This is a genomic window from Ruegeria sp. BK1 (assembly GCF_056535645.1).
On record NZ_JBQFIS010000001.1, the window covers coordinates 3,308,308 to 3,324,843 of the forward strand.

Annotated in this window: 15 protein-coding genes; 11 read left to right on the plus strand and 4 right to left on the minus strand. The window is 58.6% G+C overall.

The genetic code is table 11. The features are described 5' to 3' along the window. Window positions 1-66: 66 nt before the first annotated feature. From ACR3E7_RS16425 to ACR3E7_RS16445, 5 genes are all read left to right on the plus strand, one after another. On the plus strand, window positions 67-576 hold the full coding sequence (locus ACR3E7_RS16425) for a c-type cytochrome (protein WP_480505949.1): 510 nt from the start codon (window positions 67-69) through the stop codon (window positions 574-576). Between the two features lie 170 nt (window positions 577-746). Then, window positions 747-2,651, plus strand: coding sequence for an extracellular solute-binding protein (locus tag ACR3E7_RS16430; RefSeq protein ID WP_480505933.1), 1,905 nt, complete (start codon window positions 747-749; stop codon window positions 2,649-2,651). Between the two features lie 9 nt (window positions 2,652-2,660). Next, complete coding sequence (locus ACR3E7_RS16435) at window positions 2,661-3,746, plus strand: microcin C ABC transporter permease YejB (RefSeq protein WP_170774684.1); 1,086 nt, start codon at window positions 2,661-2,663, stop codon at window positions 3,744-3,746. Then, window positions 3,747-4,853: an ABC transporter permease gene (locus ACR3E7_RS16440; RefSeq protein ID WP_170783025.1), complete on the plus strand. Its 1,107-nt coding sequence runs from the start codon at window positions 3,747-3,749 to the stop codon at window positions 4,851-4,853. Then, window positions 4,850-6,427 (plus strand): ABC transporter ATP-binding protein, encoded by a 1,578-nt coding sequence (locus ACR3E7_RS16445; protein WP_170791128.1) that lies wholly within the window; start codon window positions 4,850-4,852, stop codon window positions 6,425-6,427. Before ACR3E7_RS16440 ends, ACR3E7_RS16445 begins: the two co-directional genes overlap by 4 nt. Before the next feature lie 19 nt (window positions 6,428-6,446). On the opposite strand, the gene ACR3E7_RS16450 is transcribed toward ACR3E7_RS16445, so the two are convergent. Together ACR3E7_RS16450 and hemN are read right to left on the minus strand one after the other, a co-directional pair. Continuing rightward, window positions 6,447-8,375 carry an elongation factor G gene (locus tag ACR3E7_RS16450; protein WP_480505930.1) on the minus strand — a complete coding sequence of 643 codons (1,929 nt, stop codon included), beginning with the start codon at window positions 8,373-8,375 and terminating at the stop codon, window positions 6,447-6,449. Window positions 8,376-8,580: 205 nt separating this feature from the next. Next, window positions 8,581-9,936 (minus strand): oxygen-independent coproporphyrinogen III oxidase, encoded by a 1,356-nt coding sequence (hemN, locus tag ACR3E7_RS16455; protein WP_480505928.1) that lies wholly within the window; start codon window positions 9,934-9,936, stop codon window positions 8,581-8,583. A gap of 61 nt (window positions 9,937-9,997) precedes the next feature. Between hemN and fnrL the strand changes: the two genes are divergently transcribed. Continuing rightward, window positions 9,998-10,741: a transcriptional regulator FnrL gene (gene fnrL / locus ACR3E7_RS16460; RefSeq protein ID WP_170774674.1), complete on the plus strand. Its 744-nt coding sequence runs from the start codon at window positions 9,998-10,000 to the stop codon at window positions 10,739-10,741. A 6-nt stretch (window positions 10,742-10,747) separates the two neighbouring features. On the opposite strand, the gene ACR3E7_RS16465 is transcribed toward fnrL, so the two are convergent. Beyond that, window positions 10,748-11,587 (minus strand): universal stress protein, encoded by an 840-nt coding sequence (locus ACR3E7_RS16465; RefSeq protein ID WP_480505926.1) that lies wholly within the window; start codon window positions 11,585-11,587, stop codon window positions 10,748-10,750. A gap of 196 nt (window positions 11,588-11,783) precedes the next feature. On the opposite strand from ACR3E7_RS16465, the gene ccoN reads away from it, so the two are divergent. From ccoN to ccoP, 4 genes are read left to right on the plus strand one after another with little or no spacing between them, the layout of a single operon-like run. Next, on the plus strand, window positions 11,784-13,391 hold the full coding sequence (gene ccoN / locus ACR3E7_RS16470) for a cytochrome-c oxidase, cbb3-type subunit I (protein ID WP_170774670.1): 1,608 nt from the start codon (window positions 11,784-11,786) through the stop codon (window positions 13,389-13,391). Window positions 13,392-13,405: 14 nt separating this feature from the next. After that, a complete protein-coding gene (ccoO, locus tag ACR3E7_RS16475) occupies window positions 13,406-14,134 on the plus strand; it encodes a cytochrome-c oxidase, cbb3-type subunit II (RefSeq protein WP_170774668.1) in 729 nt (242 codons plus the stop codon). Between the two features lie 10 nt (window positions 14,135-14,144). Continuing rightward, complete coding sequence (locus ACR3E7_RS16480) at window positions 14,145-14,330, plus strand: cbb3-type cytochrome c oxidase subunit 3 (RefSeq protein ID WP_170774667.1); 186 nt, start codon at window positions 14,145-14,147, stop codon at window positions 14,328-14,330. After that, window positions 14,327-15,190, plus strand: a complete 864-nt coding sequence (gene ccoP / locus ACR3E7_RS16485) for a cytochrome-c oxidase, cbb3-type subunit III (RefSeq protein ID WP_170774665.1) — start codon at window positions 14,327-14,329, stop codon at window positions 15,188-15,190. Before ACR3E7_RS16480 ends, ccoP begins: the two co-directional genes overlap by 4 nt. Window positions 15,191-15,335: 145 nt before the next feature. On the opposite strand, the gene ACR3E7_RS16490 is transcribed toward ccoP, so the two are convergent. Further along, window positions 15,336-15,494, minus strand: a complete 159-nt coding sequence (locus ACR3E7_RS16490) for a hypothetical protein (RefSeq protein ID WP_170791117.1) — start codon at window positions 15,492-15,494, stop codon at window positions 15,336-15,338. Window positions 15,495-15,593: 99 nt separating this feature from the next. Here ACR3E7_RS16490 and ACR3E7_RS16495 point away from each other — a divergent pair, with 99 nt between their 5' ends. Further along, on the plus strand, window positions 15,594-16,469 hold the full coding sequence (locus ACR3E7_RS16495; protein WP_170774662.1) for a LysR family transcriptional regulator: 876 nt from the start codon (window positions 15,594-15,596) through the stop codon (window positions 16,467-16,469). The last annotated feature ends 67 nt before the right edge of the window (window positions 16,470-16,536 follow it).

Consider the following 16,536-nt stretch of genomic DNA (forward strand, 5'->3'; position numbering starts at 1 on the left):
ATACCTTGCCTCTTGTCAGGGGAAGCCTTAGACACCCCGCAGACAGCTGAAATGGACTCGCGATCAATGTTCGACACGATGACAGTTACCAAGGCCGCCGCAGGCCTGTTTGGCACCTTCCTGGTGCTGCTTCTGGCCAAATGGGCCGCCGAAGGCCTGTACCATGCCGATGGTCATGGCGAGACGGCCTCGTACATCATTGAAACCGAAAGCGCAGGCGAAAGCGCCGACGGTGAGGAAGTGGTGTTCGAAGACCTGCTGGCCGCAGCCGACCCGGAAAAAGGCGCACGCGTTTTCCGTAAATGCACCGCTTGCCACAAGCTGGAAGACGGCGCGAACGGCACAGGCCCTTATCTGTATGGCATCGTTGACCGTCCGGTCGCGTCGGCCAATGGCTTCACCGGCTACTCGGCCTCGATGCAGGCCCATGGCGGCAACTGGACGCCCGAAGCGCTGGACGCCTTCCTTGAGCGCCCGAGCGCCTATATTCCCGGCACATCCATGAGCTTCGCGGGCCTGAAAAAGCCGCAAGAGCGTGCCGACCTGATTGCCTATTTGCAGACCATCGGCAACTGATCCTGCGAATAACCCGAAAAAACAAAGGCCGCTGCCCCGTGCAGCGGCTTTTTTTGTCTAAACAGAACTTCACAAAGCGCTCACGCATTCTAAACTTGAATTTGTAAGTGCTGGTATTTTAGCTGGCGAACGCAAGATTAAAACACGTGATGCAACAGGGGATGAGCAACATGAGGTCCAACCGGGAAATCGTTCAGGCGCGTGTATTGGATTTCAGAGGCGGGCTTTGGGCTCTGATGGCCGGTATGGTCATGGTGATGTTGATGGCACTGCCGGGGCGGGCCGAGGAAACGATCATCAAAAGTCACGGTTTCTCGGAATTTGGTGATCTAAAATATCCCGAAGGCTTTGCGCATTTCGCCTACGTCAACCCGAACGCCCCGCGCGGAGGAGAGCTTTCCTATGCCGCGCAGGGCACGTTTGACAGTTTCAATCCCTTCACCCGGCAGGGGCGAGCGGGCGCACGATCCGCAGACCAATACGAATCCCTGTTGATCGAATCTTATGACGAGCCTGCCTCTTATTACGGCTTGCTGGCGGAGAGTCTCGAATACCCGGAAAGTCAGGAATGGGTCATTTTCAATATGCGGCCCGAGGCACGGTTTTCTGATGGAACGCCAGTCACGGCAGAGGACGTCGTGTTTTCTCACAATCTGCTTTTAGATCAGGGTTTGAAATCTTACGCCGAGGCCGTTCGCAAGCGTATCCCCCGCGCCGAGGCATTGGATGAACATCGCGTAAAATTCTACTTTGCCCCTGATATCCCGCGCCGGGCGCTGATCTCTCAGGTTGGTGGCACGCCGGTGTTTTCCAAGGCGTGGTTCGAGGCAGACCCGGAAAACCGCCGTCTGGACAAATCTCGCCTTGAACCAGGCATCGGGTCGGCCCCCTATCTTCTGGACAGCTACGACATCAACCGACGCATCGTTTACAAGCGCAATCCCGACTATTGGGGCGATGAGATCAATGTGAATGTGGGTCGGAACAACTATGACACCATCCGCATCGAGTATTTCAGCGACTCGATTGCCGCGATGGAGGGGTTCAAGGCCGGAACATTCACTCTTCGGCAGGAAAACAACTCGAAAAGCTGGGCGACGGCTTATGATTTCCCAGCGATTGCAAATGGCAATGTCCTGCGGGTCGAGCTTGAGGACGGCAACGTCCCGTCGGCCTCTGGTTTTATCATGAACCTTGACCGGCCTCAGTTTCAGGACCCCCGCGTGCGCGAGGCGGTTCAACTGGGCTATAACTTCGAATGGACCAATGAAAGCCTGCAATATGGCCTGTTCCAGCAGCGCGATTCGTTCTGGCAAGGCACGCATCTTGAGGCAACCGGCCTGCCCGAAGGGCGTGAGCTTGAGGTGCTGCAAAGTCTAGGCGATGCGGTGGACCCTGCTGTGCTGACCGAAGAACCGGTCTCGGCCCATGACTCGCGCCCGGCCCGTCAGAATGACCGCCGCAACCTGCGTGCTGCGATGCAACTGTTGGATGAGGCGGGCTGGAAAGTCGGAGACAACGGCATCCGCAGCAATGACAATGGCGAAGTTCTGAAGATCGAGTTTCTGTCGGACCAGCCCACTTTGGATCGGATTATCCAACCATTTGTCGACAACCTGCGCGCCATGGGGATTGATGCGACCTATAACCGGGTCGACAACGCTCAGTTCACACTGCGCCGTCGGGATCGGGATTTCGACATGATCTTTGGCGGCTATCCGACCTCGTTGCAGCCATCCACAGGGCTCTATCAGCAGTTCGGGACCGAGGCAGCCGCGTATTCGGTGTTTAACCCGTCGGGCGCGCATGGCCCCGATATCGAACCGCTGATCGACAATATCGTCGCCGCGACTGACAGCGAAGAACTGCACGCCAATGTGCGGGCGCTGGATCGTGTGCTGCGGGCCAAGCGGATCATGGTTCCCACCTGGTTTCTGGGTAAATACTGGGTCGCCTACTGGGACATGTACGAGCACCCTGCGAACCTGCCGCCCTATGCGCTGGGCGTCGAGGACCTGTGGTGGATCAACGCCGAGAAAGAAGCCGAGTTGAAATCCTCGGGCGCCTTGAGGTAATCCGCTCTCATGGGAGCATATATTCTAAGACGTCTGTTGCTGGTCATCCCCACTTTGCTTGGGATTATGATCGTCAACTTTACGCTGGTTCAGTTCGTTCCGGGCGGCCCGATTGAACAGATTATCGCCCAGATGGAAGGTGGGGGTGATGTGTTCGAAGGCATTGCCGGCGGCGGCAGCGATATCGAGCAGCAAACCGGCGGCGCGAATGACCGCTATATCGGTGCGCGTGGGTTGCCGCCCGAGTTCATTGAAGAGTTGGAAAAAGAATTCGGATTCGACAAACCTCCGGTCGAGCGGTTTCTGGACATGATGGGCAACTATCTGACGCTGGATTTCGGCGAGAGCTATTTCCGGTCGATCAGCGTGATTGATCTGGTGCTGGAGAAAATGCCGGTGTCGATCTCGTTGGGGCTGTGGTCAACGTTGATTGCTTATCTGGTGTCGATCCCGTTGGGAATTCGCAAGGCGATGAAGGATGGTTCGACCTTTGATACCTGGACCAGCGGGGCAATCATCGTGGCCTATGCCATCCCCGGTTTCCTGTTTGCGATCTTGTTGCTGGTGCTGTTTGCCGGTGGCTCCTACTGGCAGATTTTCCCGCTGCGAGGGCTGACCTCGGACAATTGGGATGACCTCAGCGCGGTGGGCAAGGTGCTGGATTATTTCTGGCATATCGCTTTGCCGATCATTGCTCTGACAATCTCTGCCTTTGCGACGCTGACTTTGCTGACCAAGAACTCGTTCCTGGACGAGATCAAAAAGCAATATGTGATGACCGCCCGCGCCAAGGGCCTGAACGAGCGCAGGGTGCTCTATGGTCACGTGTTCCGTAACGCGATGCTGATCGTGATCGCGGGTTTCCCGGCAGTGTTCATTGGCGTGTTCTTTGGTGGGTCAATCATTATCGAGACGATCTTCTCGCTGGACGGTCTGGGCCGTCTGGGATTCGAGGCCGCAGTGGCGCGCGACTATCCGGTGATCTTTGGGACACTGTTCATCTTTGGTCTGATGGGGCTGGTTGTCGGCATCATCAGCGACCTGATGTATGTGCTGGTCGACCCGCGCATCGATTTCGAAAAGCGGGAGGGGTAAATGGCACTGTCCCCACTCAACCAGCGCCGCTGGCGCAATTTCCGCCGAAACGGACGGGCCTTCTGGTCGCTGATCATCTTCTCGGTGCTGTTCGGCCTGTCGTTGTTTGCCGAATTCATTGCCAATGACAAACCCATTCTGGTGAACTACCGGGGTGAGTATTTCACGCCGATCTTCAACTTCTATCCCGAAACGGCCTTTGGCGGCGACTTCCAGACCGAGGCGATCTATCGCGACCCCGAGGTTCAGTGTCTGATCGACAGCGGCGGGATCGAAGATTGCTTTGACGATCCCGAAGGCATCATTGAACAAATTCAGGCCGGAACATACGAGGCCGAAGGGTTCGAGCGTGGCTGGGCTATCTGGCCGCTGATCCCCTATTCCTTCAACACCAGCGTGGATCGCCCCGGCGCGGCTCCGCTGCCGCCCAACGGGCAGAACCTGCTGGGCACGGATGACACCAAGCGCGATGTGCTGGCACGGGTGATTTACGGGTTCCGCCTGTCGATCCTGTTCACACTGATGGTCACCGGCGCGGCCAGCATCATAGGCATTTTTGCGGGGGCCATTCAGGGCTTCTTTGGTGGCTGGCTCGACCTGATTTTCCAACGCGTGATCGAGATCTGGTCGGCCACGCCCTCACTTTACGTGATCATCATCATGTTCGCCATTCTGGGCCGAAGTTTCTGGCTACTGGTGGCGCTGATGATTCTGTTCAGTTGGACCGGCCTTGTTGGCGTCGTTCGTGCTGAATTCCTGCGGGCGCGCAACCTTGAATATGTGCGGGCGGCGCGGGCGCTGGGTGTGGGCAACATGACCATCATGTTCCGCCATATGCTGCCCAACGCGATGGTAGCCACGCTGACCTTCATGCCCTTCATCGTCACAGGTACGATTGCCGGGTTGGCCTCGCTGGACTTTCTGGGGTTTGGCCTGCCGTCCTCGGCTCCGTCGCTGGGTGAGCTGACTTTGCAAGCGAAACAGAACCTGCAAGCGCCGTGGTTGGCTTTCACCGCGTTTTTCACCTTTGCCATCATGCTGTCGCTGCTGGTCTTCATCTTTGAAGGCGTGCGGGATGCGTTTGATCCCAGAAAGACCTTCTCATGAGCCTTTTAGATGTGAAAAACCTCAAGGTCTCGTTCAAGCAGGACGGGCAGGTCTCTGCTGCGGTCAAAGGCGTGTCGTTCACCGTGGATCGCGGGGAAACGGTTGCACTGGTGGGCGAATCCGGCTCGGGGAAGTCGGTGACCGCGCTCAGCACCGTGTCGCTGTTGGGCGACAGCGCGATTGTCGAAGGCTCGGTCACCTATGACGGGGATGAGATGATCGGCGCCGCGCAAGCCAAGCTGATGGATGTGCGCGGCAACGATATCAGCTTTATCTTCCAGGAGCCGATGACCTCGCTGAACCCGTTGCACACGATCCAGAAACAGATGGCGGAATCGCTTGCGCTGCATCAGGGCGTCACAGGGGACGCCGCGCGCGAACGGATTGTCGAGCTGCTGACCAAGGTTGGCATCCGCGACCCGCGCGAGCGTTTGGACAGCTACCCGCACCAACTGTCCGGCGGACAACGTCAGCGGGTCATGATCGCCATGGCGCTGGCCAACAAACCCGACATCCTGATCGCGGATGAGCCCACAACAGCGCTAGATGTGACCATTCAGGCGCAAATCCTGGAACTGCTGGCCGAATTGCAGAAATCCGAGAATATGGGGATGCTGTTCATCACCCATGACCTTAGTATCGTGCGCCGCATCGCTGACCGGGTTTGCGTGATGAAGGATGGCGAGATCGTGGAATCCGGCCTGACATCCGAGATCTTCGATAACCCGCAGCATCCCTATACGCGCAAATTGCTGGCCGCCGAACCTTCGGGTCATCCCGATCCTGTGGCGACTGACGCCGAAGAGGTCGCGCGCACTGATCACCTGAAGGTTTGGTTCCCGATTCAGCGCGGCTTGCTGAAACGAACCGTGGGTCACGTGAAGGCCGTGAACGACGCCACGCTCAGCGTGCGGGCGGGTGAGACGCTGGGCATCGTGGGCGAAAGCGGCTCGGGCAAGACGACATTGGCACTGGCGATCATGCGGCTGATCGCGTCCGAGGGTGGGATCACCTTCCGCGATCAGGACGTGCGCCGCTGGTCCACGCGCGAGTTGCGACGGCTGCGCAAAGATATGCAGATCGTGTTTCAGGATCCGTTCGGCAGCCTAAGCCCGCGTATGACCTGCATGCAGATCATTGCCGAGGGGTTGGCGATCCACAACGTCGACCCGCACCGCGCGCCCCGTGATCTGGTGGCCGAAGTGATGACCGAGGTGGGTCTCGACCCTGCCGCGATGGACCGTTATCCGCATGAGTTTTCGGGCGGGCAACGTCAGCGCATTGCCATTGCCCGCGCGATGATCCTGCGGCCCAAGCTGCTGGTTCTGGATGAACCGACCAGCGCGCTGGACATGACAGTGCAGGTGCAGATCGTCGATCTGCTGCGCGATCTACAGCGCAAATACGGGCTGGCCTATCTGTTCATCAGCCACGACCTAAAGGTTGTGCGCGCCATGTCGCATAACGTGATCGTCATGCGCAACGGCGACGTGGTCGAGATGGGCGCGGCTGAAGACCTGTTTGAGAATGCTCAGACAGAGTATACCCGCGAACTGATTGCGGCAGCGGGCTGAAAACAGCCCGCGCCATGTGTCAGGCGTTGGCTGTTTCCCTGACCGCTGCTTTTGGAACCGGGCCGCGTAATTCTTCATAGTGATCAAAGCTCAGCTTGACCCATCCTGTGCCACGCGTGGCGCTGGCAAGGCTCCGGAGCAACTCGTCCTGCGCCACTGCGGGAAGCTGGGCGTTGAAAATCTCCCAGCCCGAAGCGTTGGGATTGCCCTCGAACCCAAGAACCTGCCCCTGTAGCGAGCTGATTGTGGGCACCAGGTCGCCGACGAAATCCGATGGCAGGTGTATCTCGGCGTTCAGGATGGGTTGCAGCACTACGGGTTTAGCCTGTGGCAGCGCCTCACGCACTGCGTTCTTGCCCGCTGTACGAAACGCATAGTCAGAACTGTCCACATTATGGTGTTTACCGTCGTTGAGCGTGACTTTGACATCGACAACAGGGAAGCCCTCGGGCCCCTGCACCAGCGCGTCTTTCGCACCATGCTCGACCGAGGGGATGTAGTTGCGCGGAACCGCGCCGCCTTTGACCACCTCTTCAAACTGGAACCCCGCGCCACGCGGCATCGGCGCGATTGAGATCACTACATCGGCAAACTGCCCCGCCCCGCCGGATTGCTTACGGTGGCGGTGGCGATGTTCGACGGGCGCACGGATAGTCTCGCGATAGGCAGTCTCGACTGGGTCGGCCTCAATCTCGATACCGAAATCCTCGGCCAGCTTCGCCGTCACGCGGCGCATGTGTTGTGGACCTTGCGAGCCCAGCACCGAATGTCCGCTCAGCTCGTCCTGATCCAGATGCAGGCCGGGGTCGATCTCGACCAACCGCGCCAATGCGTTGGACAGGCGTACATCGTCCCGCTCATGCGATGGTGAGACGACCTGACGATGCGCGGCCGGATGGGACCAGGCCCATTCCGGCAGGGCGGTTGCGCCCTTGCTGTCATAGATATTACCGGGATTCAGATGGTCGGATTTCACCGCCAATCCGATTTGTCCAGCCTCCAGCGTGGCGATCTGGGTTTTGGCATCCAGCGTCGTCAGGTTGCCGACGGTTTCGCCGCCCAACGCTTCGTGAGCCTTGACGCCGTCACCAAGCCCGCGCAGCACGATGATCTTGCCGATATGCTTTTTCACATCAGCAAATCCGGCAATGGCGCGCGCGTTTTCGGCAGCCTCGTCCCGGTCGGCGGCGATGTTGAACTCGGGCGCTTCGTGCCGCAGGGCCTTCATCAGCCGGGTCAGGCCGTTGCCGTGGCTGGCGGCCCCCAAACAGGCGGGGATCAGTTGGTGGTTTTGCAAAACCTGTGCCGCCAGATCGTAAACCTCGCCACTGGGGGGCTGTTTGTCCTCGATCAGTTGCTCCAGCAAATGATCGTCAAAGTCCGACAGCGTTTCCAACAGCTCGGTCCGCGCCTCTTGTTCACGATCTTCAACGGATTGCGGCAGCTCGATCAGGGCCGAGGGTTGGCCTTCCTGATACTTCCACGCCCGCTCCGAGATCAGATCGACCGCACCGACAATCGTGTCGCCTTCGCGGATGGGTACCTGTCGCAAGGCGATGTGGTGTGTGCAATAGGTCTGCAGTGCCGAGATGATATCGCGGATGCGGCCATTGGGGCTGTCCATGCGGTTGATGAACAGAAAACAAGGAATGCCTGCCTCTTCCACCAGGCGCAGATAGGGCGCACACAGGACGGCTGCATCCGGGTCGGGTGGGACGACCACCACTGCTGCGTCCGAAATGGCCATGGCGGGGCCGACATAGCCCAGATTGTCGCCGCCTCCGTCGACGTCGATGGCGCACCATGGCTCGTCCAAGTAAGAAAAACCGTGCACATGCACGGTTCCGGATACGTCGAATGTGGTGGGCCGCCCGTCGAGGCGGCTGATGGCCTCGACCAGAGTAGTTTTGCCCGATTGGCTGGGGCCGAGGACGGTGAAAACGCGCATGAGTGCTGTCCCTCTTTAAGGTTGCAGAAATACCTGCACGAAAAGGGCTGTCCGGCGCGGATGCGTCGGCAAGAACTGTCTGCAAATTCACCTGCCTCAGGGTGCGATACGCACAGCCCAAGTGTGGAGAAAACCAGAGGCCTGCGTCAAGCCCCTGTGCGGGTATGCATGGGTAGGCCCGCGTGGGGACCCACCGGGAAAGGGGTTAGATTGCCGAACTGTGCCCGGCCTTGCTGAGGTCATAGGCATCAAAGCTGCGGGCAATCATTCGGGTCAGAGGGCGCGCTTCGGGCGGGATGAACAGCCCGTCTTCGGTAATACTGAGCAAATTGTCGAAGGCGGCATTGGCCGACTGATACATCTGGTTCAGCTCACTAACCGAGATGTCGTGGTCGCGCAGAATCTCCGCCGAATTGATCTTGAAATCGCACATCAGCGCTTCGATCAGGCGTGATCTCAGAATGTCCTGCCCCTTGAACAGGTGCCCGCGCGAGGTCGAGAACCGCCCTTCGCGGATCGCCTTGGTATGCGCCGACGTTGCCGGAGCGTTCTGGGCATAGCCCTGTGGAAAACGCGAGATCGAGCTGGCGCCGACACCGATCAGAACCTCGGCCTGATCATCGGTATAGCCCTGGAAGTTCCGCTTCAGCTTCCCGGTCTTCAGGGCGCGGGTCAGACCGTCTTCCTGAGTGGCAAAGTGATCGATGCCGATTTCGGCGTAATTGTCCCACATGAACAGGCGGCGGGCGGTGTCGAACAGGTCCAGACGCTGTTCAGGCGTAGGCAGCGCGTCGGACGGGATCATCTGCTGCCGCTTGGCCATCCACGGCACATGGGCGTAGCCATACAGCGCAACCCGGTCGGGGTTGAGCGACAGCAGCTTCTGTACGCTTTCCGTCATCCGCGTTTTGGTCTGATGCGGCAGACCATAGAGGATATCGGCGTTCAGACTATGGATGCCCCGTTCGCGGATCATTTCGGCCGCTTTGCGTGTTGTGTCATAGCTTTGGATGCGACCGATGGTCTTTTGGATTTCATCATCGAAGTCCTGAACCCCAATCGACGCACGGTTCATGCCCGCCTCTGCCAGGGCATCCAGTCGGGCCTCGTCAATCTCGTTCGGGTCGATCTCGACCGAGAACTCGGCATTAGGGCCAAGTGGGACCACGTCGAGAATGTGGGCGGCCAGATCGCGCATCAGGTCGGGGTTCAGCAAGGTGGGCGTGCCGCCACCCCAATGCAGGCGAGACAGGGTCACGCCCTCGGGCAGGCGCGCGGCCAGCAGGTCTAGCTCGGCCTTGAGGACATCCACGTAGGCGATGACCGGATTGTCGGTCTGGGTGCCTTGCGTCCGGCAGGCGCAGAACCAGCACAGCCTGCGGCAGAATGGAACATGGATATACAGCGAGATCGAACTTCCGGGTTTGATGTCGGAAATCCAGTCGCCATAAAGGCTTGACCCTACGTCATTGCTGAAGTGCGGGGCGGTGGGATAGCTTGTATAACGCGGGACTTTCGCGTCAAATAGTCCAAGCCGTGCCAGTTGTGGTTTAACTATCATGACGGTACCGTTAGAGGACGCCACGAACAGATGCTTTGATAGAGATCAAGTGGAAGCGCGCATGACACCCACATTCAAGATCGACCATACGAACTGTGCAGACTGCCCGATCCGCCACCGGGCCGTGTGTGCGCATTGTGACGCGGATGAGCTGGAAGAGCTTGAAGGCATTAAATATTATCGCAGTTTCGAAGCCGGGCAGACGATCATATGGTCGGGTGATCAGATGAACTTTGTAGGCTCGGTCGTGTCTGGAATTGCGTCTCTGACGCAAACAATGGAAGACGGTCGTACCCAGATGGTCGGTCTTTTGTTGCCTAGCGACTTCGTCGGCCGTCCGGGGCGCGATTCGGCCCCGTATGACGTTCAGGCGACCACAGATCTGGTCATGTGCTGCTTTCGAAAGAAGCCCTTCGAAGAGTTGATGAACACGACTCCGCATATCGCGCACAGGTTGTTGCAGATGACTCTGGACGAGTTGGACGCCGCCCGTGAATGGATGCTGGTTCTCGGTCGTAAGACCGCCCGCGAAAAGATTGCGAGCCTATTGTCCATCATCGCCCGCAGGGATGCCTCGGTCGGTCAAAGAGGTAGCGATGGCCCCATCGTATTCGATCTGCCCCTCACGCGTGAGGCGATGTCGGACTATCTCGGCCTGACTCTGGAAACGGTCAGCCGCCAGATTTCGGCGCTTAAGAAGGATGAGGTTATCCTGCTGGAAGGCAAGCGCCACGTGACGATTCCCGATATGGGACGCCTGATGGAAGAGGCCGGGGACGATTCGGATGGCGGCTTCCTAGTGTAACCGGCGCTAATGCGCCAGAAACACCGGTACTGAAGATTGTTCCAACATGTTCCGCGTCGCACCGCCCAGAATGGCTTCGCGGAACCGCGAATGGCCATAGGCGCCCATTACGATCATGTTGGCTTCGGTGTCCGAAGCGTGACGGTTCAGGATATCCGAAACCCGCGTCATGGTTTTGCTGAGAACGTCAATCTCGCATCGCACCCCGTGACGGGCCAGCATCTGTGATAGCATCCCGCCGGGGTCAGAACGATCCGGCCCATGGCGGGGCGGGTCGATCACCACGATCCTCACCAGATCGGCCTGTTTCAGAAATGGCAGGGCTCGACGGATAGCGCGCATGGCCTCTACGCTTTCGTTCCAGCCGATCAGAATCGTTCCAGGGCGGCTGAAAGGCTGCGCTTTGTCGGGGACGATCAGAACCGGGGCGTGACCTTCGAACATCGCAGCCTCGACAATTGGTTCTGCTTCGGCGCCGCGGTCCTCGCCATAGGGCTGTGGCAGAATCACCAGATCGGAAAACCGGGCGCGATGCGCCACGTGGCGCCCAAGATCGGCGATCTGGGCCACACCGTTTTCGGCAGACCAGCGCGTGCCGGATTTGGATAGGAAGGCCTTTGCATAATCCAGCACTTCCTCGGCCTCGGCATTGGCCCGGCTCAGCGTTTCTTGCAGGATCAGCGCATTGGCTCCTGCATAGTAGTAACCCGTCTGGCTGCGATCCACGCCAAGGCATAATGCCTCGACATGTGCGTCCTGCGCTTCGGCCAGCGCTACCATCTGCCCCAGTGCCGCATCTGAGGGTTTGGTTTCTGTCATCACGGTGAGAAGTGATTTGTAAGACATCTTGACCTCTTGCCTACGGGGCGGGGCAAACTGCGACGTTCCAGCCCATTCGTTTCTGAAGCATAGTCACAATATCTGCCGACTCGTCTTGACACAGATCAAAGCAGTTAGAACCGCTGTGGTAGAAAACAGCAGCCAGTCAAAAAGGTCTCGCGACACATAAAGAATCGCGCGGGGCATGGCAAAGGGACGCAATATGTCAAATTATATCAAGCTGATCGTGCTTGGTGTGATTGCGGTATTCGCCGCGATCGCAACCAATTACGCACGCGATTTGGCGTATCAGGTGCACGCAATTCTGGTGATGTTGATCGCCGGTGGTTTGTTCATCTGGACGCTTAGAAACACGGATGAGCCAGAAACGTTCGTTGATCGCTCGGGTGAATACATGGATGGCGTGATCCGCTATGGCGTGATCGCAACCGCCTTTTGGGGGGTAATCGGGTTCCTGGCGGGGACCTTTATAGCGTTCCAGCTGGCCTTTCCTGCGCTCAACTTCGAATGGGCACAGGGCTATCTGAACTTTGGCCGTTTGCGTCCGCTGCACACCTCGGCGGTGATTTTTGCTTTTGGCGGCAACGCGCTGCTGGCGACCTCGTTCTATGTGGTGCAGCGTACCAGCGCCGCGCGCTTGTGGGGCGGAAACCTGGCGTGGTTCGTGTTCTGGGGCTATCAGCTGTTCATCGTTCTGGCCGCGACCGGCTATGTTCTGGGTGGCACACAGTCCAAGGAATACGCCGAGCCCGAATGGTATGTTGACCTGTGGCTGACCATCGTTTGGGTCGCCTATCTGGCCGTTTACCTGGGCACGATCATCAAGCGGAAAGAGCCTCATATCTACGTCGCCAACTGGTTCTACCTGGCCTTCATCGTCACCGTTGCGATGCTGCATGTGGTCAATAACCTGACCATCCCTGTCAGCATCTGGGGCTCGAAATCGGTCATCGTCTGGTCGGGCGTACAAGATGCCATGATCCAGTGGTGGTACGGCCACAACGCTGTGGGCTTTTTCCTGACTGCAGGTTTCCTGGGCATGATGTATTACTTCATCCCGAAACAGGCCGAGCGTCCGGTCTTTTCATACAAGCTGTCGATCATCCACTTCTGGGCGCTGATCTTCCTGTATATCTGGGCTGGTCCGCACCACCTGCACTATACCGCGTTGCCTGACTGGGCCTCGACGCTGGGCATGGTGTTCTCGGTCGTGCTGTGGATGCCTTCGTGGGGTGGTATGATCAACGGTCTGATGACCCTTTCGGGCGCATGGGACAAGCTGCGTACGGACCCTGTGATCCGCATGATGGTCATCTCGGTCGGTTTCTACGGCATGTCCACCTTTGAAGGCCCGATGATGTCGATCCGTGCCGTGAATTCGCTGTCTCACTACACCGACTGGACCATCGGCCACGTGCACTCTGGCGCGTTGGGCTGGAACGGTATGATCACCTTTGGTGCGCTCTACTATCTGGTGCCTGTACTGTGGAAGCGTGAGCGTCTGTATTCGCTGCAGATGGTCAGCTGGCACTTCTGGCTCGCCACGATCGGCATCGTTCTCTATGCCGCGTCGATGTGGGTCACCGGTATTATGGAAGGCCTGATGTGGCGCGAAGTGGATGCCAACGGCTTCCTAGTGAACTCGTTCGCTGACACCGTGGCAGCCAAGTTCCCGATGTATGTGGTGCGTGCTCTGGGTGGCGTGATGTTCGTCGCTGGTGCCGTAATCATGTGCTACAACCTGTGGATGACTGTGCGGAAGGCACCGGCCAAAGAGGCCAGCCTGACCGTCGCGGTCCCGGCTGAATAAGGAGGGCCGGAGCAATGGCAATTCTCGACAAACATAAGATCCTCGAGACCAACGCGACCCTCCTGCTGGTGTTCAGCTTTCTGGTCGTGACCATTGGTGGCATCGTTCAAATCGCCCCGCTGTTCTACCTTGAGAACACCATCGAAAAGGTGGAGGGCATGCGCCCTTACACCCCTCTCGAGATGGCGGGCCGTGAGGTTTATCTGCGCGAAGGCTGCTATGTCTGCCACAGCCAGATGATCCGCCCCATGCGAGATGAGGTCGAACGTTACGGTCACTACTCGCTGGCGGCTGAGTCGATGTATGACCACCCGTTCCAGTGGGGCTCCAAGCGGACCGGTCCTGATCTGGCCCGCGTGGGCGGTCGCTATTCGGACCAGTGGCATGTGGACCACCTGCGTGATCCGCAGTCGGTTGTGCCGGAATCGGTTATGCCGAAATACGGCTTCCTCGAGCATCGCAAGCTGGACGGCAAGTATATCGGTGACATCATGAAGGCGAACGCCGTTGTCGGCACGCCTTACACCGAAGAGATGCTGGCCAATGCCGAGGCCGACTTCCGTGCGCAGGCCGATCCGGACAGCGACTATGACGGGCTGCTGGAACGCTATGGCGACAAGGTCAGCGTGCGCAATTTCGACGGTCAGCCAGAGCTGACCGAAGCGGATGCGTTGGTGGCTTATCTTCAGATGCTGGGCACGCTGGTTGATTTCTCGACCTTCACCCCGGACGCAAGTCGTTAAGGAGGGCGTTATGGAAGAATACACACTCCTCAGACAGTTCGCGGATAGCTGGATGCTTTTGCTGCTGTTCTCGGTCTTTGTCGGCATCATCATCTGGGTTTTCCGCCCCGGTGCCAGCAAGGAATACAAGGACACCGCCAACATCCCCTTCCGGCATCAAGATAAACCCGCCGAATCCAAGGAGGCGCGGCCATGAGCAAGACACCTGATAAACAGCCAGGCGATCCGAATACCACGGGTCACAGCTGGGACGGTATCGAAGAATTCGACAATCCGATGCCCCGCTGGTGGCTGTGGACCTTCTACGCCTGTATCTTCTGGGGCGTGATCTACACGATCATGTATCCAGCATGGCCGCTGGTTCAGTCGGCAACCGCAGGCGTCACTGGCTGGTCCTCGCGCGGGGAAGTGCAGCAGGATATTGTATCCTTCGAAGAAGCCAACGCGCCCTGGAACGCACGTCTGGTGGAAACCCCGCTGGAAGAGATTTCGGCCGATGCCGAGTTGCAGCAATACGCTGTGAACTCAGGCGGCGCCGTGTTCCGCACCTGGTGTGCGCAATGCCACGGCTCGGGAGCGCAGGGTGCTCCGGGTTTCCCGAACCTGCTGGATGACGCATGGCTGTGGGGCGGTTCACTTGAGGATATCGAGTTCACAATCGCCCATGGCATCCGGAACGAAGAAAGCGACGATGCGCGCTATTCCGAGATGCCGGCCTTTGGTGAGCTGCTTGAGAAAGAAGAGATTGCTCAGGTGGTTCAATACGTGATGTCGCTGACGAATGCCCAAAGCGATGATGCGGCGGCGCAGGCTGGCAAGGTTGTGTTCGAAGACAATTGCGCGGCTTGCCATGGCGAAGACGGCACTGGCGATGTCTTTCAAGGTGCGCCGAACCTGACCGACGCGATCTGGCTCTATGGCGGCAGCCAAGAGGCGCTGACCGAGACGGTGACTTACAGCCGGTTTGGCGTGATGCCCGCTTGGGAAAACCGCCTGACCGATGCGCAGATCCGCGCTGTCACGGCTTACGTCCACCAGTTGGGCGGCGGCCAGTAAGGCCAAAAGAATACCTTCGGACGGTTCGCCGCCCGAAGGTTGCAGCACCGGCTGTTCCATCTGTTCGCGCGTTTCCAGAACAGCCGGTGCTATTTCCCTACCGTAGAGTTCCGCCCATGACGGGTCCAGAACTTGGGTAAAGCGATCACAGATCGTTCAGATCGACATCGCGGAGCGGTTCTTTCCACCAATGACTGTCCGGCAACCACTCCTTCCTGGACTGGTTTGGCTTGGGCGCATCCCGGATGACGGGGGCATCGACGCGGGTTGCGGTCAGAAAAGTTCGTGCAAAAACGGTGAACATTGTCAGCCTCCTATACGCTGCGATCATGGGTTAAAGATTGACCTTTGGGCTTTGAAATGCGACTCAAATGAAACTCTAACGTGTAAGTTTGGATTACATATGGATTGGCTATCTCTGCCCCCTTTGGCGGCCCTAAGGGCCTTTTCTGCCTTCGCCGAGCGGCGCAATGTGGTTGCAGCTGGTGCGGCGCTTAATGTCAGTCACGCTGCCATCAGTCAGCAATTGCGCGCGCTTGAGAAACATCTGGGCGTGGCCCTGCTGGACCGGACCGGTAAATCCATGACCCTGACACCGGAAGGCGAGGAGCTGGCCCGCGCCCTGCATCTGGGCTTTGGCGCGATAGGCACGGCCATTGCTGATCTGACCAAGGCCCGGCAGGGGCGGCCCGTGCATGTGTCTTTGACCTCATCCTTCGCGGCATCCTGGCTAATGCCGCGCCTGCCTACGTTTCAGGCCAAATACCCGGATATCCATCTTGCGCTAGACCCTTCGCCCAAGCTGGTCAGCCTTACACCCGGTGGGGTGGATGTGGCCATACGCTATGGCGCGGGCGACTGGCCGGGTGTCAGCGCCGAGATGCTGCAACCCAGCCCCATGGTCATCGTCGCCGCACCTTCCCTGCTGGATGGCAAGACCGACTGGACCGCGAAGGAGCTGAGCCAGTTACCTTGGCTTGAGGAATTCGGAACGACCGAGGCAACCACATGGCTGGCCCGGCAAGGTGTTGATCACGGACCGGGCGCCGGGCGCATCGCGCTGCCGGGCAACCTGCTGCTGGATGGGGTGCGCGCGGGGCAGGGCGTGACCGTGACCGCGCGGCATTTTGTCGAAGGCGACATATCATCCGGTCGTATCGTCGAACTGTTTCAGGAACCCGGCGACTTTGGTTATCATATCGTTCTGGGCGATGCGCCCCTGCGTCCTGCCGTAAAGACCTTTGTCGCGTGGCTTAGGCGTCAGGCGCGCGACCTGTGACAAAAGGTGTCTGTACGATGCGCTTTTGACCCATGTCAAAGTGCCGGGTGGTGTGATCTGGGACAAG